This is a genomic window from Mycobacterium sp. 852014-52144_SCH5372336 (assembly GCF_001665615.1).
GTDB classification, from domain to species: domain Bacteria; phylum Actinomycetota; class Actinomycetes; order Mycobacteriales; family Mycobacteriaceae; genus Mycobacterium; species Mycobacterium neumannii_A.
Genome location: NZ_LZSW01000059.1, coordinates 28,651 through 51,336 on the forward strand (window position 1 = coordinate 28,651; position 22,686 = coordinate 51,336).

Genomic DNA, 22,686 nt, shown 5'->3' on the forward strand with positions numbered 1-22,686 from the left:
CATCAGCGCCCACGCCCCGATTATTGCGCCTGACTGACCGAGGACATGTGAAAGTCCGGAATCCGCAACGACGGCATCGCTGCCCGCGTGGCCCAATCGCCCCACTCGCGCGGCAACGTGAACTCGCTGACCCCCGCTTCCGTCGCGCGGCGCAGCAGGTCCAACGGGCTTTCGTTGAACCGGAAGTTGTTGACCGCCGCCGTCACCTCGCCGTCCTCGATCAGATACACGCCGTCACGGGTCAGCCCGGTCAGCAGCAGCACCGACGGGTCGACTGCCCGCAGGTACCACAGTGTGCTCAGCAGCAGACCGCACTCGGTCGCCGCGATCATGTCCGTCAGCTCAGACTCCCCACCGGTCATCAGCAGGTTGCCCGCCGGCACCGCCGGCGCCGTGTCGAATTCCGCGGCGGCGGCCCGCGAATACGCCAGCGCGTTGATCGCGCCGTCGCGGATCCAGTCCACCCGCTCGATGTCCATGCCGTTGTCGAACACCGAAATCCGTTCCGACGACGTCGACGTCGCGACGAACGGCGTGCACGCCAGCCCCTCGGCCAACGGATCGGAGTACAGCGTCAACGGCAGATCGGTGAGCCGCTCCCCCACCCGCGTGCCGCCGCCCGGCGCCGACAACGCCGTGCGACCCTCCTGCGCGCCCCGGCCGTCCATCGCCCATGTCAAAAAGATCATCAGGTCTGCCACCGCCGACGGGGGCAGGATCGTCTCGTCGCGGCCGGCGGGCAACTCCACCGTGCGCCGGGCCCACGCCAGGCGCGTCGACAACTCCTCGAGCATGGAATCGATGGGCACACCGCCGAAGTCGGCGGCGTTGACGCCGACCCACGCGCTTGCGCCGTCACGCTTGCCGTTGATCTCCACCGAGCCCGTCGGCTGCGTGTAGCGCCGCCGCAGCCCGCCCGACGTCGCGACGAACGTCGTCTCCAGGATGTGCCGGGCATACCCGTACAACCGGTCGCTGCCACGAAACGCGCGGGCGAGGCCGTCAGCAACCGGCAGAAACACCTCCGCTCCTGTGTTCGGCACGGGAGCATCCCAGTCCGGCGGTGCGTCGCCACCGGCCAGCAGCGGTGCGCTGTCGCGGGCCTCGGGCGCCGAGCGCGCCGCCTCCTGCGATGCCGCCACCAGACCCGCGATGGTCGACGGGTCCACCTCGCTGGATCGCACCGAACCGACATGTGATGCGCTTCCCTTGCGCACCACCGAGATCACCGTCGTGTAGCGCCGCCTCGACTCGCCGTTGGTGGTCATCGAGTTGCCCGCCCACCGCAACGACGCGTCGGCCTGGTCGGTCACCAACACGACCGTGTCGTCGGCCCCTCCCAACCGGGCCGCCTCCGCCAGCGCGATCTCCACCACCTGCTGTGCGCCGATCATCACTTACCGCCCGCCCTCGGCGCGGGTGTTGAGCACGTTCACCCCGCGGAACAACGCCGACGGACAACCATGGCTCACCGCGGCCACCTGGCCCGGCTGCGCCTTGCCGCAGTTGAACGCGCCGCCGAGCCGCCATGTCGACCGACCACCGACGGCCTCCAGCGAACCCCAGAAGTCGGTCGTGGTCGCCTGGTACGCCACGTCGCGCAGCTGGCCGTCGAGCCGGCCGTCGCGGATGCGGAAGAAGCGTTGCCCCGTGAACTGGAAGTTGTAGCGCTGCATGTCGATTGACCAGCTCTTGTCTCCGACGATGTAGATACCGTCGTCGACGCGGGCGATCAAATCCTCGGTGCTCACCTCGTCGGCGCTGGGCTCCAGCGACACGTTGGCCATCCGCTGGATCGGCACGTGGTGCGGCGAATCGGCGTAGGCGCACCCGTTGGAGCGCTCCTCCCCGAGCCGCGGTGCGAACACCCGGTCCAGTTGGTAGCCGACGAAGATACCGTCACGCACCAGGTCCCACTTCTGCGCCTGTACTCCTTCGTCGTCGAAACCCACCGTCGCCAAACCGTATTCGACGGTCCGGTCGGCGGTCACGTTCACGACCGGTGAGCCGTAGCGCATCGCGCCCAGCTTGTCGGGCGTGGCGAACGAGGTCCCCGCGTACGCGGCCTCGTATCCGATCGCCCGGTCGTATTCGGTGGCATGGCCGACCGATTCGTGGATCGTGAGCCACAGATTCGACGGATCGATGACGAGATCCGTCGGCCCCGCCGTGACGCTGGGCGCCTTGACCTTCTCGGCCAGCCACGTCGGCAGCATGGCCAACTCCTCGGTCCAGTTCCACACCTCGTCGCCGGCGACGTACTCCCAGCCCCGCGCGGTCGGCGGGGCCAGCGTTCGCATCGTCTCGAACGTCCCCGCCGCGGCATCGACGGCGACCGCCTCCAGCGACGGCTGCACCCGCACCCGCTGCTGGGTGATCATCGACCCGAACGTGTCGGCGTAGAACGTCTGCTCCTTGGCGGTCTGCAGTCCCGCCGAGACGTGATCCACGCCGTCTGAGGCCAACAGCCGTCCCGAGTATTCGCCGAGCACACCGAGCTTGTCGGTGGTTGCGACGGTGAACGGGTCGACGTCGTAGTCCGAAATCCAAGTGACATCGGAGTACACGGGCTCGGAGGCCAACTCGATGCGCTCGGCGTTGAGCGCAGCCAGCGTCCTGGCCACCCCCACGGCGCGGCGCGCGGTCTGGGCCGCGACGTCCGTGCTGAGTTCGGCATGCGACGCGAAGCCCCACGTCCCGTCGACGATGACGCGGACCGCCAGGCCGATCTCCCGGTCGACGACCGCGGTCTGCAGGACACCGTCGCGCAACTGCACGAACTCCGAAGTGACCGCCTGGATGCGATGGTCGGCGTAGCTGGCGCCCGCGGCCACGGCCGCCGAGGTCGCCGCCTCAGCCAGCTCGCTCCTCGGCAGGTCGAGGAAGTCTGCGTCGACGCGTCGAGTAGCTGCCACGACACCACCGTAGTGGTGGCGCCGCCGGGCCGCTTTAATGACTCGGATGGCACAACGCCGCCACACGACCACGACCGCGTACGCACTCCTGGCGCCAAGCCTGTTCGGAGTCGTCGCGTTCATGCTGCTGCCGATGCTCGTGGTGGTGTGGCTGTCGTTGCACCGGTGGGACCTGCTGAGCCCGATGGAGTATGTGGGCCTGCGCAATTGGCAGTCGGTGCTGACCGATCCGACGTTCGGCACCTCGCTGGTCGTCACGCTGCTGTTCGTCGTGCTGGTCGTGCCCGCGCAGACCCTCCTCGGATTGGTCGCGGCATCGCTGCTGGCACGCGGGCTGCCCGGCAGCGGTTTCTTCCGAACGGTGTATGTGCTGCCGTGGATCTGTGCGCCGCTGGCGATCGCGGTGCTGTGGCGCTGGATCCTGGCACCCACCGACGGAGCGGTCAGCACCGTCCTCGGCCGCCAGATCGAATGGCTCACGGATCCGAGGCTGGCCCTGCCGGTGGTGTCGGCGGTAGTCGTATGGACCAACGTGGGATACGTGACGCTGTTCTTCCTGGCCGGCATCCTCAACATTCCCGAGGACATCCACAACGCGGCCCGCACCGACGGCGCGACGACGTGGCAACGGTTCCGGCACATCACCCTTCCGATGTTGCGACCGACGTTGTTCTTCGTACTGGTAACCGGAATCATCAGCGCCGCCCAGGTTTTCGATACCGTGTACGCGTTGACCGGTGGCGGTCCGCAGAACCGGACCGACCTGGTGGCGCACCGCATCTACGCCGAGGCGTTCGGCGCCGCGGCGGTGGGCCGGGCCGCGGTGATGGCGGTGGTGTTGTTCGTCCTGTTGGTCGGCGTGACCACCGTCCAGCAGTTGTACTTCCGTCGACGGATCAGCTATGACCTCACCTAGCCGCGTCACGTCCGCCGCCGTCATCTACCCCATCCTGCTGGCGGGCGCGCTGATCACGTTGGCGCCGTTCATCCTCGGCGTCCTGGCCTCACTTCGGGATCCGCGCACCTTCGACACCGAGTCACCGCTGTCCCTGCCTCTGCCGCCGACCCTGCAGAACTACGCGAACCTGGCCGACGCCGGCTTCGGCCGGGCCGTCGTCGTGACCGCGCTGATGACCACGGTGATTCTGCTCGGCCAGCTGACGTTCTCCGTGCTGGCGGCGTATGCGTTCGCACGGCTGCAGTTTCCCGGCCGCGACGCGCTGTTCTGGGTGTATGTCGCGACGCTGATGGTGCCGGCGACGGTCACCGTCGTCCCGCTGTACCTGATGATGGCCGAGGCGGGGCTGCGTAACACCTTCTGGGCGTTGGTGCTGCCGTTCATGTTCGGTTCGCCGTACGCGATCTTCCTGTTGCGCGAGTACTTTCGCACCATCCCCGGCGATCTGGTCAATGCGGCCCGCATCGACGGTGCCAACACGTTGGACGTGATCGTGCATGTGGTGTTGCCCGCGAGCAGACCGATCCTGGTGACGCTGGCGCTGATCACCGTTGTCTCGCAGTGGAACAGCTTCATGTGGCCGCTGGTGATCACCAGTGGCGGCCAGTGGCAGGTGCTGACGGTCGCGACGGCGGGTCTGCAGTCACGCTACAACGCGCAGTGGCCGCTGGTGATGGCGGCGACGACGGTCGCGATCGTGCCCCTGCTGGTGTTGTTCGTCGCGCTGGGTCGCCACATCGTGCGCTCGATCGTGGTGACGGGGGTGAAATGAGCGCGCGGCCGAGGTTTTCCACGCTCTTCGCGACAGGTGTGGCGATGACGGGTGTGCTGCTGCTGGTCGTGGCCATGCTGCTCGGGCAACCGAATGACGCGGGCGGCCGGACGGTCGTGACCGTGCGGTTGTGGGATGAGCAGGTGGCCGCGGCCTACCGCGCGTCGTTCTCCGAGTTCGAACGCGCGCATCCCGGCATCGAGGTGCGCGTGAACGTCGTCGCCTACTCGACGTATTTCGACAGCCTGCGCACCGACGTCGCGGGCGGTGGCGCCGACGACATCTTCTGGATCAGCAACGCCTACTTCGCCGAATACGCCGGCAGCGGCCGCCTGATGGACATTGAGATGGCGGCCTCGCGGGCGTGGGAGCCGTCGGTGGTCAACCAGTTCACCCGCGACGGAACGCTGTGGGGTGTACCGCAACTCACCGACGCCGGGATCGGGTTGTACTACAACGCCGACCTGCTCTCGGCGGCGGGAATCGAGCCGAGCGAGTTGGCCACGCTGCGCTGGGCACTCGATCCGGCCGTCGACACGATGCGACCACTGTTGGCCCGACTCACGCTCGACCACCAGGGCCGCACGGCCGACGCAGCGAACTTCGACGCGCAGCGGGTCCGGCAGTGGGGGTACAACGCCGCCAACGACCTTCAGGGCATCTACCTCAATTACATCGGTTCGGCGGGCGGGGTGTTCGCCGTCGGCGACCGGTTCGCGTTCGACAACCCGCAGGCTGCCCAGGCGTTCAGGTATCTGGTGGCGCTGATCACTACCGATCACGTCGCCCCGCCCGCATCGGCCACCAACGACAACGGCGACTTCTCCCGCAACCAGTTCCTCCAAGGCAACATGGCGCTGTTCCAGTCCGGGACGTACAACCTGGCAGCCATCGCCGACGCCGCCCCGTTCCGCTGGGGCGTCGCGATGCTGCCCGAAGGATCCGCCGGCCGCATCAGCGTGACGAACGGGATTGCCGCCGCCGGCAATTCGGCCACCGCGCACCCCGAGGCGGTGCGCGAAGTGTTGGCCTGGATGGGCAGTGCCCGCGGTAACGCGTATCTCGGCGCCGGCGGCGCGGCGATCCCCGCGGTGCTCGACGCGCAGCCCGTCTACCACGAGTACTGGCGTTCCCGCGGCGTCGACGTCAGCCCGTTCTTCGATGTGCTCGACGGCCCCCGCATCGAGGCACCCGGGGGCGCCGGTTTCGCCGCGGGATTCGACGCGCTCAAGCCCTATTTCGACGAGATGTTCCTCGGCCGGCGCGACGTGGCGACGACGCTGGCCGAGGCTCAGGAAGCCGCGAACGCCGCCGCGCAGCGATAGCACTCACCGAGACTGCGGTTTCTGACGAGATTCGATGGAATTCCGTCATAAACAGCAGCCTCGGCGCAGCGCTAGATCATCGGGTGACGGCGCTGGTGCCTGCCACCGTCAACTCCAGCGCCAACGCCGTCCCGCACACTGCGGCGACGATGAGGAACGCCCACCAGTCAATGGCTTTGGGACCCGACGGTGCGGCCGAGATCTGTCCGGCACCACCGCGTGCGGTGATCGCATCGCCCATCTCGTCGGCGCGGCGCAGCGCGACGGTGATGGCAGCGGCCAACAGATCGATCGCCTCGAGCCACCAACGACGCCACCGTCCGCGGCGGCTCGGGTGCACCTGCTTCGGGCGCAGATTGCGTGCGGCGTAGAGCACGCGAAACTCGTCGATCAGCATCGGGAACGCACGCAGCGCCAGCGCCAGCGCGACCGCCCACTCGTCGACCGGTATCCGGAACAGCCGCAGCGGTCTGCCCAGCTTCGCGACCGCGGGCGCGATTTCGGCGACGTTCGTCGTCCACGACACCATCGCCCCGAGACCGAGCAGCACGATCGACAGCGCGGTGATGCGCAGGAAGTTCAGCAGGCCACCCAGCCCGATGTCGACCGAACCCATGGAGATGATCGGGCTGCCGCCGGCGAAGGTCGCCGTCAAGCCCCCGAGAAAGAGCAGGAACCACAGCCACCCGGGGATCGACGGGAGCACGCCGCGCGGGATGTTGGCCAGCCGCGCCGAGATCAGCACGATCACCGCGACGGCACCGATCGGCACCCAGCCCGGATAGAACGTCATCAACACACCGATGGCCGCGACCAGCAGAAGCTTCGTACCGGCCCAGAGTTGATGAACCACGCTGTTGCCGGGCACGGGCCGCAGCAACACGACGCCCCTGCGCTGCCGACGCTTCGTCGGCGCCGTCATGACAGTCCCCCCGCCGTCGTCGGTGCGGGCACCAGGATGCCACCTTCCAGATGCAAAGTGCGCGGGCACAATTCCTCCAGCCCGGCGAAGTCGTGGGAGATCACGACGACGGTGAGCCCGACGCGGCGGCGCAGGTCGACCAGCAGCCGAAGCAGACCCCGCTGACTCGCGCCGTCCAGGCCGGCAAGCGGCTCGTCGAGGATGAGGGCCCGCGGCGAGCGGGCGAGCAGCCCGGCGAGGACGACGCGACGCATCTGTCCCCCGCTGAGCTGGTCGATGCGCCGGTCGGCCAACGTGGAATCGAGGCCGACGGTCGACAGCGCCTGGTTGACCCGACCGCGGTCACGCGGAGAGAACCCGGCGGCGGACGCGATCTCGAGGTCGACCCGGCTGCGCATCAGCTGCAACCGCGCCGCCTGGAACGAGATCGCCACGGCGCCAACCTGTTCTGATGCCGGCTTCCCGTCGAGCAGGCATTCGCCCGCGGTCGGCTCGGTGAGACCGGCCATGATCCAGGCCAGCGTCGACTTGCCCGACCCGTTGAGGCCGTGGATCAACAGGTTGTCGCCCTCATGGACCGTGAAGGTGATGTCGCGCAGCGCCGTGGCGGCCCACGGTGTGCCGCTGCCGTACTCGTGGCTCACCTCCACGAGTTCCAGCACGGGAGGGGCATCGACGCCGGCAGCGACGGTCCCGGCCGGAGCATCGGCGGATTCCACCATGTCGGCGTTGTCGGCTGCGCCGCCGTTACCGGACAGGTCGACCGTGCGATCGGCCGCGTCGGCCTCGTCGTTGTAGTGGGTGATGTGCACCAGCGACATCTGGTGGCGCCGCGTCAGCCCGGACAGCACCGACATCAGTCCCTCACGGCCCTCCTGGTCGACCATGCTGGTGACCTCGTCGGCGATCAACAGCGACGGTTCGCGCGCCAGCGCCGCCGCGACGGCGAGCCGCTGCAGTTCGCCACCCGACAACCCGCCGGTGTTGCGTTCGGCCAACCCGTCGAGGCCCACCTCGGCGAGCAGCTGGCCGACGTCGGTGGCCTTACCGGGGGGCAGCCCCCAGACCACGTCGTCGGCGACGCGGGTGCCGAGCACCTGGCTCTCCGGGTGCTGCATGACGACCGCCGTGCCGCCGATGCGGCCCAGCCCGACGGCGCCCGGCCGTTCGATGGCGCCCGCCGTCGGCTCCCGTCCGGCCAGCATCAACATCAGCGTCGTCTTGCCCGAGCCGTTGGCACCCGTCACCGCGAGGTGCTCACCTGGTTCCACGCGCAGCGAGACCGGCCCGAGCGCGTCGTGGTCGGCGGTCGGATAGCGGAACCGGACGTCGCGCAGCCGCGCGGGCACCGGGGCGATGACGCCGACGTCTTTGGAGGACTCCAGTTTGTGGACGTCGGGGATGCCCGAGAGCCGCTCCATCACCCGCGACAGGGCCCACCACCCGACGAGGCTGACGAAGGTGATCGATATCACGCCGGCGCTGAAGAACAACAGCGGCCAGTAATCGAGCGCCGTGGCGAAGTCGCGCTTGAGGCGCTCGGCCGCACCCTCCATATCGGGGATGCGGGCGATCACCGCGGCGAGGCCGTTGATGTTGGCGGTGACGGACTCGAAGATGAGGTGACGCAGCCGCGACAGGATCGACAGCGCCACCACCACCGCCGTCCCGAACACCGCTCCGGCGATCAGCGCCGCGAACAGCACGGTCGGCGTGCCGCGTCTGCGGCGCTTGACGATGCCGGTCAGTCCGCCGATATAGGCGCAGTTGACGACGGTCATGAACCCGCCCATGCCCGCGATCAGGAACGCGATGATGCCACCGGCGATGGTCGCGGTGAGCAGCACCCGCAACCGGTAGCGGTAGGCCAGCAACCCCATCGGAGCCGTGCCCAGCAGAGAAAGCCCCGCCGCGAACGGAACGACCACGGAGATGATCGCGGTGGCCGCGCACAGCGCCGCCATGACGGAGGCCTGTGCGAGTTCGACGGGACGCAAACGACCGGTATGTCGAGTTCGGGCCCCGGTCGCGGTCATTGCACGATTCTGCCAGTCGCGATGGGAGCGGCCACACTGCGCTGGGATCGATCGGGGCGGATTCGGCGTTTGGAACACCTAATCTGGCGGCATGACCCAGACGCTCGGAGCCGATCTGTTGTCCGTGGTCGCCCGAATCAACCGACTGGCCACGCAGCGGGCCCGCCTGCCCCTCGGGTATGCCCAGGCGCGACTGCTGTCCACGATCGAGGACCAGGGCCAGGCCCGCATCTCCGATCTGGCCGCACTCGACCACTGCTCACAGCCGACGATGACGACCCAGGTCCGCCGTCTCGAGGAGGCCGGCATGGTGTCGCGAACCGTCGACCCCGAGGACGCACGCGCGGTGCTGATCCGCATCACTCCCAAAGGGGTGGACACGCTGCGGCAGGTGCGCGTGATCCGCGGCGCGGTGATCGATCCGTACCTCGAACGGCTCGGCGGCGCCGACCGGAAGACGCTCACCGACGCGGTGCGCGTATTGCGACGGCTGCTGGACGAGGCGTCGACGTCCAACACCGTCGCCAAGTGACCACCAAAGGAGAGGTCACCGTCGGCGACAGCTGATGCCTGCTTCGTCGCGAAGCCGCATTCGAGCAGCAGAAGTTCGACGAGTGGGAGCCCGCCGGAATACAATCTCGCGGTTTGAACTCAAGCGGTGACCCGCGACTGCCGCATCTGCGAATATCGCAGTCTCCGAACATGTTCAGCAGCACTTGGGTCGCCTGGCAGCGGGCCATTCGGCCGGCGGGTGTGATCCCCGAGGGGTTCATCAGCTGCTTCACTCACAGCGGATGCAGATCCTGGACCGCCCGGTCAGTCAACGAGGACAGCGGTCGCGGACACCGGTTGAAACGTCTGGGAGGATCAAGGGCCTTGCGACGCTCGCGCCGATTCTGCGAGACGAGTAGCGGTGCGAACCGCTTCGCTCACGTGACGGACGTGCCGACCAGCAGTCCGACGACGTAGGTCGCCGCGATGGCCACACTCCCGAATGCCAACTGACGTAGAGAGGCGAACCAGATGGGTCGCCCGGTGAACCGCGCGGCCACACCGCCCGCGACGAGCAGGCCCACGCCACCACACGCCAGCCCTGCCCACAGCGAATGGAAGCCGAGCAGATACGGGATCAGCGGGATGATCGCGCCAAGCGTGAACATCAGGAATGACGACCCGGCCGCGACCGACGGCGACGGCTTCTCCCGGGGGTCGACGCCCAACTCCTGGACGAGGTGGAAGTTCAGGGCCCGGTCCTCGTCGCGATGCACCTCATCGGTGGCCTTGACCGCGGTTTCACGGGTCATGCCCATGTCCATCAACATCGCCACCAGCTCCGCCTTCTCGGCCTGTGGGTGCTTGCGGAAAGCCCTCCGCTCGACCAGGACCTCGGATTCGATTTGTTCGTTGGCGGTGGTCACCGAGGTGTACTCCCCCAGCGCCATCGAAAACGCACCGGCCAACAGCCCGGCAACGCCGCTGATGACAACGGTGTCCGCGTCGGCCGCTGCCGCGACACCGGCGATGAGGGCGGTGTTGCTGACGAGGCCGTCCATGGCGCCGAAGGTCGCGGCGCGCAGCCAGCCGCCGGTGACGTCGGCGTGCCGGTGCGTCGAGGTGTGCGGCACTCCGGTCGGGGCGGTCATACCGACGATTCAACGCCACGGATTTCGCCTGGTCCAGTGAGGATTGCCTGGGTTTACCACATCACAGTTTGCGCGAACCCGCGGACGGCTACGGTCGAGTCATGACCACCACTGCCGAACATCTGCGCAATGCGCTCGACGGACGTTGGCGCGACGTGAAGAACCGGATGCGCGAGGAGCTCTCCAGCGAGGTCTTCCGACCGCACTACACCCCCAACACCGTCATCGCCCGTACGAAAGTGGCGGAACAGCTCAAGATCATGGCGGCCATGGGTGCCGCCGAGGACGGCTTCAAAAAGGAGCACGGCGGTAACGGCGACGTCGGCGCGGCCGTCACCCAGATCGAGATGCTGGCGATGAGCGATCTGTCGCTGATGGTGAAGGCCGGTGTGCAGTGGGGGCTGTTCGGCGGGGCCATCGAGAACCTCGGCACCGAGCGACATCATGAGAAGTACGTCAAGCCGATCATCGACTGCGAGCTTCTCGGCTGCTATGCAATGACCGAGACCGGTCACGGCAGCAATGTGCAGGCGCTGGAGACCACCGCCACCTACGATCCGGCCACCGAGGAGTTCGTCATCGACTCCCCGACACCGACCGCGCGCAAGGACTACATCGGCGGGGCCGCCGAAACCGCCCGCATCGCCGCTGTTTTCGCCCAGCTGATCACCCCCGACGGCGAAGGGCACGGTGTGCACTGCGTGCTGGTGCCGATCCGCGACGAGGATGGCAACGACCTGCCCGGGGTGACGACGTCGGACTGTCACTACAAGGGCGGACTGCCCGGCGTCGACAACGGCCGGATCCAGTTCGACAAGGTCCGCGTCCCGCGGGAGAACCTGCTCAACAAATACGGCGACGTGGCAGCGGACGGTACCTACACCTCACCGATCGAGAGCCCCGGCCGCCGGTTCTTCACGATGCTCGGCACCCTGGTTCGGGGCCGGGTCACGGTGGGCGGCAGCGCCGCGGCCGCAGCCCGCGTCGCCCTCGACATCGCGACGCGATATGGGTTGCTGCGCAGGCAGTTCGAGGCACCGGGCGAGGACCACGAAGTAGTCATCATGGACTACCTGGTGCACCAGCGGCGGCTGCTGCCGCTGATCGCCGAATCGTATGCGCTGCAGTTCGCGCAGAACGAACTCGTCGCCAAGTGCCATGACATGCAGAGCGCCGAAGATCCCGACCCGGAAGAACAGCGTGAGCTCGAGGGCCGCGCAGCCGGGCTCAAGGCCGCCAACACCTGGCACGCCACCCGCGCGATCCAGGAGGCGCGCGAGGCCTGCGGCGGCGCGGGTTACATGGCCGAGAACCGGTTGATCGCGCTGAAGGCCGACACCGACGTGTTCACCACCTTCGAAGGCGACAACCACGTCCTGACGCAATTGGTGGCCAAGCAACTGCTCACCGCCTACGCCGACGACGTCAAGAGCATGAGCCCGGTCGAATGGGTGCGCTTCGCCGCGAACTTCGCCGGTGAACGGGTGCTCAAACGCACTGCGGCCGAGACGATCATGCAGACCATCCTCGACACTCGGCAGGACAACGAGGAGGAGGGCAGCCTGTTCAACCGCGGCACCCAGGTCCAGATGTTCGAGGACCGCGAGGAATACATGCTCTCCACGGTGGCGCGCCGGTTGCAGGGCAAGTCGAAGGAGATGAGCGAGTTCGACGCGTTCAACGCAGTGCAGGACCATGTGCTGCACTGCGCCCAGGCCCACATCGACCGGGTGATCCTCGAAGCGTTCGTCGCCGGCATCGATGCCTGCGAGGACGAGGAGGCCCGCAAGATCCTGAACATGGTGTGCGATCTGTACGCGCTGTCGGTGATCGAAAAGGACCGGGCGTGGTTCATCGAGCACAGGTTCATCTCGACCGAACGCGCGAAGGCCGTCACCCGTGGCATCAACGAACGCTGCCGGACGCTACGCCCCTACGCCGAACTCCTCGTCGACGGCTTCGGCATACCCGAACAGTTGCGTTATGCGGAGATGCTGCATCCCGAGCGCATTCCCGACGCCGACGAGCACACCGAGCAGAATGCGATCAGCTCGGGCACGATCGAGCCGAAGTAGCGGGGTTCTTGGGATCGGTAGCAGCGGGACGGCCGTGTACTCGATCGCGTAGGCACCGCCGACGCGGCGGTGCCGTGAGGCAAAGGATGCGATCATGAAGGCCTTTTCGCGATACGCCGCAGCGGCAGCGGTTTCCAGCGGCATGGCGCTCGCCGGGCTGGGTTTGGCAAGTGCCGCCGGGGCCGACTACTACTGGTTCAGCTGGTGTCCCGGTCAGACTCCCCCGTCGGCGGCGTCGAACCGCCCGCTTGACTGGGATTGGAATGTCTGCCACCAGTATCGATATCAGGGCAACGACCTCATCGACGAGAGCGGCCGCCTCTATCCGGCGCCCCCGCCGGCGCCCGGTGCGGTCTGCGGTAGGGACCTGTTCTCCGGGACGCCCATCTACTGCGGGCACTGACCGAACTCAGCTCCGCGTCCACAGGCAGTCGCCGCTCAGTTCGATCAAGAACATCCGCGGGGACACGTCGAACTGCAGCGGTTGACCCGGGTTGCCTTCGACGGCGGTCGGCGTGCTGAGCTCACCGGGGCTGACGACGACCTGCTGCTCTGCGCGGCAGGTCTTGCTCGAATCCCGCGGTGTGCCAACCCATCTGCCTGCGAACATGTCCGGATTGCGCATACCCTGTCCGTGTAGTTTCAGCGGAGACGCCTGGCCCACCCAGCGGTCGGCGGGCGGCTGCGGACCGGTCACGTCCTGCCACGCGCCGCCCCGGCACACCGACCGGGAGTCTGTGCCCGGCAACTGCGTCATGGCGCCCTCGAGATCGGCGGTGCACTGACCGGTCTGCGGCGGCGGCCCTGGCGGTTGACCGGGGTCTGCGCATGCGACCGGCGCACTGATCAGTGCGGCCAGCAAGCCAACGAGTCCCGCTCTCAACACGTCACACCTTGCTCAGGTCGGTCTTCATCATCATCACGTTGTAGGAGTTCCACTCCGACAGGTTCCAGTACAGGTCGGTGCCCGTGCCCTGGGTCGACGGCGACCAGGGATGCATCATCGGGGCGTAGATGCCGCCGGGCTGCTGCTTCATCAGCACCTTCGGTTTCGACCAGGTGCCCTGCGGGGTATCCGACGTCCGCATCACGATGTTGTTGAACTGGTCACCGTGCATGGCGACGTACTTGTTCAGCTGTTTGTTGTACTGCACAGACATCTCGCTGACCTGATTTCCTTCGGCGGCGGCACCGCAGGCACCTTGCTCGACACCGAAGACGACCGTGGCCGCGGCGGGGTTGCCCTTGACCCAGCCGGCCGGGGCTCCGCCCCAGGCACTGCTACCGTTCCAGTACTCGTACTTGCTCAGGTCCAGAATGTCTTGCTCGGGCACCCGTGCCAGGTAAGCCGCGCCCTGACGGCCGTTGGGGGTGCCGTACGCGTAGACATATCCGTCGCCGGGCCGGACGAACGCCATCTGCTGGAAGTTCTGGTTGCCGGTCCACGGCTGGTTGTAGCGAACGGTTTCCGGTGCGACATGGAAGGTTTCGCCGTTGTCATCGGACCAGGCGATCGCCGAGTAGTTCGTTGTCCAGGTTCCGGGTGCGCCCCACTGCGTCACCGACATGAAACTCACGTATTGAATCGCGCCGTACTTGGAATCTTCTACGGGCACCGAGATTCCCGCGGTGGGGATCAGGGTGATCCCGGCGGGCAGACCTTCGGGGAAGATGACCTGCCTGGCTCGGGTGGGGAAACCGTCGGGGCCCAACGGCGCGCCGCCGAACATGTTGCCGTTGTACCACTCGCCGTCGGGGATCTCCATCCCGTTGGCCAGGTACCAATCTTCACTCCGCATGATGGTATTGGACCGCCAGTCATCCGACATGTTGCCGTCGAGGAACGTGTCACCGAACGCGATCAGGATCTGACTGCGCTCGATTTCGGGAGTGTCGGGATTGTCCACAATTCCGTTGTCCCACATGATGCCGAGGTCCGTGCCACCGACTGAGAAGCGGTCGACGGTGTTGGCCATCAGCGGATTGCCGGGGTACGACCAAGGGCCCGTGACCCAGGAGACGAACTGCGTCGACGGGCTCACCTGCGGGTTGGGGAACGGTGAGTACAGCGGAGTGAAGGGTTCGGCGGCCGTCAGCGCCATCCTGGCCATCGGGGCGTCTTCGACCATCAACGTCGGGGTCATCACCGTCGGCGTGGTGGAGGGCCGTCCCGACAGCGCCGCGAAGAAGTTCTCGAACTCACGACGCGCGAACGCGAGCAGGCCCCAGATCAGCGGCGGCTGCGCAGGTGACGACGGCACCGTGCCTGCCAGCGGGTTGAGGATCCAGTTGATCGTGTTGGTGACCAGATTCGTCACGGCGGTGAACAGGTTCGCAGGAGCCGCCGGCGTCACGGTCGTCGGCTGGTAGGCGAGCATCAACGGCGAGGCGTTGTTCATCGTCGTCGTCGCCAGTGATCGGGCATCGGCGAACACGACGTAGTTCCCCATTTCCTGCACCGCCGCGGCGGGATCGGAAAGCGACTGCGTGGCATCCGTGTCGGTCGTGGTGCGGGCTTGTTGGGTGGAAGTGTTCGAGGTTCCGTCGGGCTTCGGTTGGGATGACGGGTCAGCCTCGCGGGTGTCGGAGTCCTTACCCGGCTCGGCGGTCGGCTTCGGCTCGGCGGAGGGTGTCGCGGACGGCTCGGCGGTCGGCGTCGCTGTGGGCTCGGCGGTCGGGGTGGGTTCGGCCGTCGGGGTGGCCGTCGGCTCGGGGCTCGGTGTTGCCGTGGGCTCGGCGGTCGGCGTCGACGTGGCCTTCGGTGCTTCTGCGGTCGCAGTCGAGCCTTCTTCGTCCTTGGTTTGCTCTTCGTCGGCGTCGTCGGCGGTCTTGCGCGACGACCCCGTATTGGTCTGGGCGCTGACCGTCACCCCGCCGGTGACCGTGCGGGTCCGCGTCGTCGAGTCGGACACGTCGTCGTCATCGTCGTCGTCCTTGTCGTCCTTGTCGGTTCCCGCCGAGGTCGAGGTGGACGTCGAAGTCGAACCCGTCGTGGACGTCGACCCCGTCGTGGAGGCGGTCGCACCGTTGCCTGACGTCGCGGACCCGGTCGCGGTTCCCGTGCTGCCGGCGCCGGTTGTGCTGCTCGCAGACTCCGATTTCGAGGAGTTGTCCGATGGCGAGTCGGTGGTGTCGGCCACTGCGTAGCCGTGTCCCACGGCGATCGCGGTGCCCACTCCCATCGCGACCGCCAGCCCCCCGACGCGACCGACGTACCTTGCTGCGCCCATGTTTGCCCTCCGAAGAAAATCCCCCGCCCCGTCGAAGCAATGTAATAGCAGTTACGCGGGGTGTACAGCAAAATCGGCAGATGTCCCATTCGCAACAACTGTCAGTGCAGTCATCGCCGTGTAGGGGTTTTGCGTTACGGGCTCATGGAGGAGCTATCGCCTATGGGGCCAGAAGACCGCCCTTGCGTAGCGCCTTCTCATACAGGTCGAACGCCTCACCGAGGCCGTCGTTGACCCACGCGTCGACCATTCCGACGCTGTCGGCCACCAGCTGGACCTGAGTCACGAACCGCTGAAAGTCCTCGTCTCGACGCAGCGTGTCTATCTGCTCTGGCGAGCCTTGGATCAACACGAACCCGCCGAGCTGCATGCTCTGTGGGCGCAACACGGCGACGTCGTAGCGCTCGATCGCTCCGTCGCGCAGAAGCTGGGCGCCGTAACCCTCGAGGGACTCCCGGAAAAGTTCGAGTGCTTGCACTTCGCGTCCGCGGGTGGGAATCCCCCACGCGATCCAGATGCCTGCGTCAGCCATCCGCCCATCATGCGCTGCGCGAGGTGAGATGGGTTGGCCCGACACGGTTGCGAAGCCGAAAGTGGTGGTGTTGCTCCCCCGGCTGGACTCGAACCAGCAACCCTTCGGTTAACAGCCGAATGCTCTGCCAATTGAGCTACAGGGGACTGCTCTCCCGCCATCGCGCTGTGTGCGGGACGGGGGTTGACTCTAGCTTACGTGTCGGCGGCGCCGCCAATACGCCGCCACCGCTCGCGCTCTCAGGTACGTGAGGCAGGATGGAACGCAACGCACCGTCGTCTGGAAGGGACCCTGTGATCGGGTATTTCGTCGTATTGGGTGTCGGCTATGTACTCGGCTCGAAGGCCGGCCGCCGCCGATATGAGCAGATCGCCGGCACCTACAAGGCGGTCACCGAGAGCCCCGCGGCGAAAGCCGTGCTCGACGCCGGGCGACGCAAGATCGCCGACCGGGTGTCACCGGATCCACCGATGATCAAGTTGACCGAGATCGACAACGGAACCGAGATCATCGGCCCCGAGACAGCGCAGGTGAGACGGGTCCGTTAGCGGTACGGGTCGGTGATTGTCTGGCCCGGGACCAGGGGACCCGTGTTGACGCCGGTCTGACTCTGGTTGAGCCCGAAGTCGGGAGTGCCGACGTTGATGCCGTTGCCGTTGGAGACGCCCAGGCAGCGACCATCCTCCTTGTTCCCGAACCACGCCAGGCACTGGCTGAGCGGCTGCGGGTCCGCGTTGGATTCAGACAGCGCGGAGGCTGCGAGCGGCGCAGCGACCGCGGCCACCGCTAACGCGCCTGCGGCGACGAACCGTCGCGTCCGGTTGTTGGTCGATGTCACGTGCACGCCTTCCTGACCGTTCCCACGGTTGTATAGCGCGCCCACCATATCGCGTTACCGGGGGCTACGCAGAGATGTCGTCTCCGCTGGCCTGCTCGAGCAGGCTGCGCCGATACGCCTCCATCGCGACCAGGTCCCCGAACAATGCGTGGTACTCGTCGCCCTGCTCGACCGGTGACATGCGCTGCAGCTTGGACTTGACTTCGGCGATCTGGCGGCCCACCCAGACTTCCTGCAACCGGGCCAACACTCCACCGATGTAGCGCGGCAACCGCTCCTCGTCGTCGACGTTGATGGCTTCCACCCCGAGTTCGTTGACCAGGCTCGCCGCGGCCGGCGTCTCGGTGTGCGTTCGAATCGTCTCGATCCACTCCGCGCCGGACTGGCCGGTCGACGTGCCGCCGGCCGCGTCGAGGGCCGAGCGCACCGCGGCGTAACCCGGGTGCGTGAAGCTTTCGACCGTCAGCGAATCGAACACCGGCCCCGCCAGCGCCGGATACTGCAGCGCGGCCTTGAGCGCCTCGCGCTGCGGCCACAGCGTCGGATCCGCCGGGTCGGGCCGCGAACCCGGGTCAGGGGTACGCGACCTGCGTGGCTGCGCCTGCTCGCTCGCGGCGCGCCTGCGACCGCCGCGTTCGGGCATCCCCCGCTTCTGCGCTTCCTCGCGCACCCGGGCCAGTACCTGCGCCTCGTCGGCCCAGCCCACCCAGCCGGTCAGCCGCCGCGCGTACTCGTCGCGCAGCATCGGCTCCTTGATGCGGGCCACCATCGGCACGCACCTGCGCAGCGCGGAGACCCGCCCCTCGGCGCTGTCGAGGTCGTGTTCGGCCAGCGCGGTGCGAATTGCGAACTCGAACAACGGTGTTCGACGGGCTACCAGGTCGCGTAGCGCACCGTCGCCGAAATGAAGGCGGATGTCGCACGGATCCATCCCAGCCAACTTGTCTTCCGAAGCCACCGCCACGAACGACTGCCCGGCCAGGTTCTGCTCCCCCTCGAATGCCTTGATCGCCGCCGCCCGACCCGCCGCGTCGCCATCGAAGACGTAGATCAACTCACCGCGAAAGAAGTTGTCGTCCATCATGAGTCGGCGCAGCATCGACAAGTGCTCGTCGCCGAACGCGGTTCCGCACGACGCGACCGCGGTCGTCACCCCAGCCAGGTGCATCGCCATCACGTCGGTGTAGCCCTCGACCACGACAGCCTGATGCCCCTTGGCGATATCGCGCTTGGCCAGGTCCAGCCCGAACAACACCGACGATTTCTTGTACAGAACGGTTTCAGGGGTGTTGACGTACTTGGCTTCCATCGGGTCGTCGTCGAAGATGCGGCGGGCGCCGAAGCCGATCACCTCGCCGCCACTGGCCCGGATAGGCCACAGCAACCGGCGGTGGAAGCGATCCATCGGACCGCGTTTGCCTTCCCGGGACAGGCCGGCCGCCTCGAGCTCCTTGAACTCGAAACCCTTGCGAAGCAGATGCTTTGTCAACGTATCCCAGCCCGACGGCGCGAAGCCGCAGCCGAACCGCTTGGCCGCCTGGCCGTCGAAGTTGCGCTCGATCAAATACTGTCGCGCCGGTGCGGCCTCGTCGGACTCCAGCATCGTCGCGTAGAACTCCTGGGCTGCCACGTTGGCCGCTAACAGCCTGCTGCGGCTGCCGCGGTCGCGCTGCACGTTGGTGGTCGAAGCGCCGGTGTAGGTGATCGTGTAGCCGACGCGGTCGGCGAGCAGTTCGACCGACTCGACGAAGTTGACGTGCTCGATCTTCTGGACGAAGGCGTAGACGTCGCCACCCTCACCGCAGCCGAAACAGTGGAAGTGGCCGTGGTTGGGCCGCACGTGGAACGACGGCGACTTCTCGTCGTGGAATGGGCACAGCCCTTTCAGGGAGTCCGCGCCCGCGCGCCGCAACTGCACGTAGTCGCCGACGACGTCCTCGATGCGAACCTGGTCGCGGATGGCTGCGATGTCGCGATCAGGAATGCGGCCGGCCACCGGGCCAGTCTAGAGCGCCCCTGGGGGACGCCTAGGTGGGTTCCAACCGCTCGAGGCGGCCCTCGGTGAAGGACGCGACCTGGTCGATGACCACCCGCAGGCGGGCGCCGTCGTCGCCGGCGGCGTTGTACGCCGGCACGAAGATCGGGTCGAGCGTCGCAGGTGCGCCGGCAGCGACCCACGCCACCACCCGGTGCACGCGTTCGCGCTGACGGGCCTGCAGTTCCAGATGCCGGGGATCCGACATGATGAACTGCAGCGCGAGGATCTTGAGCACCGCAACCTCCGCCCGCACCAGATCGGGGACCCGCAGGTCGGCCTGGTAGCGGACCAGAGGTCCCCGGCCGGATTCCTCGCGGGTCGCGGCGATGGCCGCCGAGGCGAACCGGCCGACGAGTTCGCTGGTCAACTTCTTGAGCGCGACGGATGCGGTCAGCGTGCCGTCGTACTTACCCACAGCGGCCACGACCGGCAGGCTCGACAGCCGCGCCGCGGCGGCCACCAGGTCGCCGGACCGCAGCCCGGCGCCCATCCCGCTCGACTCGCCCAACCGACCCAGTACGGCCGCCGCGTCCTTGTCGGCCAGCACCCGCATGTCGATGCGGCCGGAAACCACCCCGTCCTCGACGTCGTGAACCGAGTAGGCGACGTCGTCGGCCCAGTCCATGACCTGCGCCTCCAGGCAGGGCTTCTCGGCGGGCGCGTTCCTGCGCACCCAGTCGGCCACCGGCACGTCGTCGGAATAGAAACCGAACTTGGCCTGCAGCGACCCGCGCCGCCACGGATACTTGGTGACGGCGTCCAGGGCGGCCCGAGTGAGGTTCAGCCCCGCGCTACCACCCTCTGCGTCAAGGGTTTTCGGCTCGAGGCGGGTCAGGATCCGGAAGTTCTGGGCGTTGCCCTCGAAGCCGCCGCAGTCGGCGGCGATCTCGTTCAGGGCGCGCTCGCCGTTGTGGCCGTAGGGCGGGTGACCTATGTCGTGGGCCAGGCCTGCGAGGTCGACGAGGTCGGGGTCGCAGCCCAGGCCGATCGCCATGCCGCGGCCGATCTGGGCGACCTCCAACGAATGGGTCAGCCGGGTGCGCGGCGTTTCGCCCTGGCGGGGGCCGACGACCTGTGTCTTGTCGGCCAGTCGGCGAAGCGCTGCACAGTGCAGCACCCGCGCCCGGTCGCGCGCGAAATCGGTGCGATGCTCGGTGTCGGTGCCGGGCAGCGCAGCGCTCTTCGGCGGCTCGTCCACCCATCGCTGGCGGTCGAACTCGTCGTACGGATCTCCGTTGCCTGTCACCGACGGATAGTCTGCCAGCACCAACCGGCTTGACCGTGCCGCGCACTAGATTGGCGGGCATGCGCCTCGTCCGCCTGCTGACCCTCGTGCTCGCCATGCTCGCCGGCAGTGCACTCATCGCGCCGACGGCGGCTGCCGAGCCGCCGTTTCGGCTGCCGGGCTACGTCACCGACAACGCGGGCGTCCTCGACGGCGCCGCTCGGGCGGAGGTGACCTCGGCGGTCGACTCGCTCTACAACAGCAGCAGGACCCGGTTGTGGGTCGTCTACGTCGATACCTTCTCCGGTCAGCCGGCCGAGACGTGGGCGCGCAACACCATGCGTACGAGCGACCTGGGCACCTACGACGCGCTGTTGGCGGTGGCCACGGTTGACCGTTCGTACGCGTTCCTGGTGTCCGACAGCGCAACGGAGTTGAGCTCGAGCCGGGTGGAAAGCGTTCGGCGCAACGGCATCGAGCCTGCACTGCGCAACAGCGACTGGGCAGGAGCGGCGGTCGCGGCGGCCGAAGGGCTCGCCCGGTCAGGCAGCTCGGGTTCGACGCTGAGCTGGGTCGGGTTGCTCATCGCCCTCGGAGTGATCGCGCTCGCGGTGGTGGTGCTGATGATCTGGCGCCGACGACGGCAGCGCAAGCGCCGGGACGCCGAATTCGCCGCTGCGCGCAGAGTCGACCCGAGCGACCCGCAGGCGCTGGCGGCGGTGTCGCTGGACGCGCTCGACGACTTGTCGCGAGCGATGGTGGTCGAGGTCGACAATGCGGTGCGGACCAGCGACCACGAACTGGAGTTGGCGGTCGAGGAGTTCGGCACCTCACGGACCGAGCCGTTCACGCGGGCGGTCAACAACGCGAGAACGACACTCGCCCAGGCATTTAACGTCCGGCAGATCCTCGACGACGCCATCCCCGAAACCCCGGCGCAGCGGCGCGACCTCTTGACCCGGGTGGTGGTCGCGGCGGCCAAGGCCGACCGTGAGCTCGACGCGCAGCGCGACGCGTTCACCGAGCTGCGGAACCTGGTGATCAACGCCCCGTCGAAACTGGACTCGATGACGCAGCGGGTGGTCGACATCACCGCCCGGCTCGAGCCGTCCCGCCGGAAAGTGGCCGAACTGCACAGCGAGTTCGATTCGACCGCGCTGAGTTCGGTGGCCGGCAACGTCGACGCGGCCAAAGAATTGCTCGACTTCGCCGATACGAGCATCAGCCGTGGGCGCGACCTTGCCGCCCGCCCGGTGCCGGGCCAGCAGAGTGAGCTCGTCGAATGTGTGCGAGCGGCGGAGTCGGCGTTGGTGCAGGCGCGCGGTCTGCTCGACGCGGTGGACAGCGCCGCCAGTGACATCCGTCGCGCCGCTGCCACGTTGCCCGCGGCGATCGAGGACATCCAGAACGGCATCAAGCAGGCCGGCGCGTTGCTGCAGCAGGGCAACGTGCCGCAGGCCGCGCAGTTGGCCGAGGCGCGTGACGCGGCAGCGGCTGCCGTCGCCGCCGCGCAGCGCTCCAAAGCCGCTGACCCGCTGGGCACTTTCACCGAACTGACGAAGGCCGACGCGGATCTCGATCGGCTGCTGGCCGCCGTCGAGCAGGAGCGGGAGGCCGCTGACCGCCTCAACCGAGCCTTGGACGAGGCGCTGTTCACGGCGCGGTCGCGGGTCCGGTCGGTGTCGGACTTCATCGACACCCGTCGCGGCATCGTCGGTCCCGAGGCCCGGACCCGCTTGGCCGAGGCCGTCCGTCAGATCGGCGCCGCCGAAGAGCGGCGGGCCACCGATCCGGCCGAGGCCATCAAGCACGCCAACGGTGCGGCGATGCTCGCGTCACAGGCGCAGAACCTGGCCAACGCCGACGTTCAGAACGCGCACAGTTCGTACATGGGTCCGTTCGGCGGCGGCGGCCGCGGCGGTGGGGGCAACATGGGCGCGATCATCGGCGGCATCCTCATCGGAAACATCCTCAGCGGAGGAATGCGCGGCGGCTTCGGTGGCTTCGGCGGCGGCGGGTTCAGCCCCGGTTCGTTCGGCGGCTCCGGTGGCGGTGGCGGAATGTTCGGCGGCGGCGGCCGCTTCTAGCCCGTTCCTTCGCAACGTTCCTTTGCACCGCGAGCGCGCGTGTCTGCTCAGGACACGCCGCTGTTTTTGCGCAGCTCGCGCACGCTCGAC

19 protein-coding genes and 1 tRNA gene are annotated in these 22,686 nt (G+C 67.7%); 8 read left to right on the forward strand and 12 right to left on the reverse strand.

Features of this window, described 5'->3' with window-relative positions; genetic code table 11:
• Positions 1 to 20 precede the first annotated feature (20 nt).
• A complete protein-coding gene (locus A5759_RS20015; protein WP_068201203.1) occupies positions 21 to 1,394 on the reverse strand; it encodes a metallopeptidase TldD-related protein in 1,374 nt (457 codons plus the stop codon).
• Positions 1,395 to 1,397: 3 nt separating this feature from the next.
• Positions 1,398 to 2,915, reverse strand: a complete 1,518-nt coding sequence (locus A5759_RS20020; RefSeq protein WP_068200711.1) for a TldD/PmbA family protein — start codon at positions 2,913 to 2,915, stop codon at positions 1,398 to 1,400.
• A gap of 46 nt (positions 2,916 to 2,961) precedes the next feature.
• On the opposite strand from A5759_RS20020, the gene A5759_RS20025 reads away from it, so the two are divergent.
• Genes A5759_RS20025 through A5759_RS20035 form a run of 3 tightly spaced genes read left to right on the forward strand, consistent with a single transcriptional unit; the run spans position 2,962 to position 5,970 of the window.
• Complete coding sequence (locus A5759_RS20025) at positions 2,962 to 3,831, forward strand: carbohydrate ABC transporter permease (protein WP_082962215.1); 870 nt, start codon at positions 2,962 to 2,964, stop codon at positions 3,829 to 3,831.
• Positions 3,818 to 4,645 (forward strand): carbohydrate ABC transporter permease, encoded by an 828-nt coding sequence (locus tag A5759_RS20030; RefSeq protein ID WP_068200715.1) that lies wholly within the window; start codon positions 3,818 to 3,820, stop codon positions 4,643 to 4,645. Before A5759_RS20025 ends, A5759_RS20030 begins: the two co-directional genes overlap by 14 nt.
• Positions 4,642 to 5,970 carry a sugar ABC transporter substrate-binding protein gene (locus A5759_RS20035; protein WP_068200717.1) on the forward strand — a complete coding sequence of 443 codons (1,329 nt, stop codon included), beginning with the start codon at positions 4,642 to 4,644 and terminating at the stop codon, positions 5,968 to 5,970. The genes A5759_RS20030 and A5759_RS20035 overlap by 4 nt, the downstream gene beginning before the upstream one ends.
• 76 nt (positions 5,971 to 6,046) lie before the next feature.
• Here A5759_RS20035 and A5759_RS20040 read toward each other — a convergent pair whose 3' ends face one another.
• Together A5759_RS20040 and A5759_RS20045 are read right to left on the reverse strand one after the other, a co-directional pair.
• Positions 6,047 to 6,892, reverse strand: a complete 846-nt coding sequence (locus A5759_RS20040; RefSeq protein WP_066841716.1) for an energy-coupling factor transporter transmembrane protein EcfT — start codon at positions 6,890 to 6,892, stop codon at positions 6,047 to 6,049.
• The gene (locus A5759_RS20045) at positions 6,889 to 8,928 is read right to left on the reverse strand and encodes a DUF2232 domain-containing protein (RefSeq protein WP_068200719.1); all 2,040 of its coding nucleotides are present in this window, start codon (positions 8,926 to 8,928) and stop codon (positions 6,889 to 6,891) included. Before A5759_RS20045 ends, A5759_RS20040 begins: the two co-directional genes overlap by 4 nt.
• Before the next feature lie 91 nt (positions 8,929 to 9,019).
• Between A5759_RS20045 and A5759_RS20050 the strand changes: the two genes are divergently transcribed.
• Positions 9,020 to 9,460: a MarR family winged helix-turn-helix transcriptional regulator gene (locus A5759_RS20050; RefSeq protein WP_068200721.1), complete on the forward strand. Its 441-nt coding sequence runs from the start codon at positions 9,020 to 9,022 to the stop codon at positions 9,458 to 9,460.
• 397 nt (positions 9,461 to 9,857) lie between these two features.
• Here A5759_RS20050 and A5759_RS20055 read toward each other — a convergent pair whose 3' ends face one another.
• Positions 9,858 to 10,571, reverse strand: coding sequence for a VIT1/CCC1 transporter family protein (locus A5759_RS20055; RefSeq protein ID WP_066841713.1), 714 nt, complete (start codon positions 10,569 to 10,571; stop codon positions 9,858 to 9,860).
• Between the two features lie 101 nt (positions 10,572 to 10,672).
• On the opposite strand from A5759_RS20055, the gene A5759_RS20060 reads away from it, so the two are divergent.
• Both A5759_RS20060 and A5759_RS20065 read left to right on the forward strand, forming a co-directional pair.
• The gene (locus A5759_RS20060) at positions 10,673 to 12,646 is read left to right on the forward strand and encodes an acyl-CoA dehydrogenase (RefSeq protein WP_068200723.1); all 1,974 of its coding nucleotides are present in this window, start codon (positions 10,673 to 10,675) and stop codon (positions 12,644 to 12,646) included.
• A gap of 94 nt (positions 12,647 to 12,740) precedes the next feature.
• Positions 12,741 to 13,049 (forward strand): hypothetical protein, encoded by a 309-nt coding sequence (locus A5759_RS20065; protein WP_068200725.1) that lies wholly within the window; start codon positions 12,741 to 12,743, stop codon positions 13,047 to 13,049.
• Positions 13,050 to 13,055: 6 nt separating this feature from the next.
• On the opposite strand, the gene A5759_RS20070 is transcribed toward A5759_RS20065, so the two are convergent.
• The 4 genes from A5759_RS20070 to A5759_RS20085 form a co-directional block, all read right to left on the reverse strand.
• Complete coding sequence (locus tag A5759_RS20070) at positions 13,056 to 13,532, reverse strand: hypothetical protein (protein ID WP_068200726.1); 477 nt, start codon at positions 13,530 to 13,532, stop codon at positions 13,056 to 13,058.
• A 1-nt stretch (position 13,533) separates the two neighbouring features.
• Complete coding sequence (locus A5759_RS20075) at positions 13,534 to 15,876, reverse strand: DUF4185 domain-containing protein (RefSeq protein ID WP_068200728.1); 2,343 nt, start codon at positions 15,874 to 15,876, stop codon at positions 13,534 to 13,536.
• A gap of 160 nt (positions 15,877 to 16,036) precedes the next feature.
• The gene (locus A5759_RS20080; RefSeq protein WP_064394209.1) at positions 16,037 to 16,408 is read right to left on the reverse strand and encodes a hypothetical protein; all 372 of its coding nucleotides are present in this window, start codon (positions 16,406 to 16,408) and stop codon (positions 16,037 to 16,039) included.
• A 73-nt stretch (positions 16,409 to 16,481) separates the two neighbouring features.
• Positions 16,482 to 16,554: transfer RNA gene (locus A5759_RS20085), tRNA-Asn, on the reverse strand.
• 147 nt (positions 16,555 to 16,701) lie between these two features.
• Here A5759_RS20085 and A5759_RS20090 point away from each other — a divergent pair.
• The gene (locus tag A5759_RS20090; RefSeq protein ID WP_068200730.1) at positions 16,702 to 16,956 is read left to right on the forward strand and encodes a hypothetical protein; all 255 of its coding nucleotides are present in this window, start codon (positions 16,702 to 16,704) and stop codon (positions 16,954 to 16,956) included.
• Here the strand turns inward: A5759_RS20090 and A5759_RS20095 are convergent.
• The 3 genes from A5759_RS20095 to A5759_RS20105 form a co-directional block, all read right to left on the reverse strand.
• Positions 16,953 to 17,246 (reverse strand): hypothetical protein, encoded by a 294-nt coding sequence (locus A5759_RS20095; protein WP_369816243.1) that lies wholly within the window; start codon positions 17,244 to 17,246, stop codon positions 16,953 to 16,955. The two genes, A5759_RS20090 and A5759_RS20095, sit on opposite strands and share 4 nt — an antisense overlap.
• A 64-nt stretch (positions 17,247 to 17,310) precedes the next feature.
• Complete coding sequence (dnaG, locus tag A5759_RS20100; RefSeq protein WP_068200731.1) at positions 17,311 to 19,242, reverse strand: DNA primase; 1,932 nt, start codon at positions 19,240 to 19,242, stop codon at positions 17,311 to 17,313.
• A 31-nt stretch (positions 19,243 to 19,273) separates the two neighbouring features.
• Positions 19,274 to 20,530, reverse strand: coding sequence for a deoxyguanosinetriphosphate triphosphohydrolase (locus tag A5759_RS20105; protein WP_068201207.1), 1,257 nt, complete (start codon positions 20,528 to 20,530; stop codon positions 19,274 to 19,276).
• Between the two features lie 59 nt (positions 20,531 to 20,589).
• On the opposite strand from A5759_RS20105, the gene A5759_RS20110 reads away from it, so the two are divergent.
• The gene (locus tag A5759_RS20110) at positions 20,590 to 22,596 is read left to right on the forward strand and encodes a YgcG family protein (protein ID WP_068200733.1); all 2,007 of its coding nucleotides are present in this window, start codon (positions 20,590 to 20,592) and stop codon (positions 22,594 to 22,596) included.
• Positions 22,597 to 22,686: the final 90 nt, after the last annotated feature.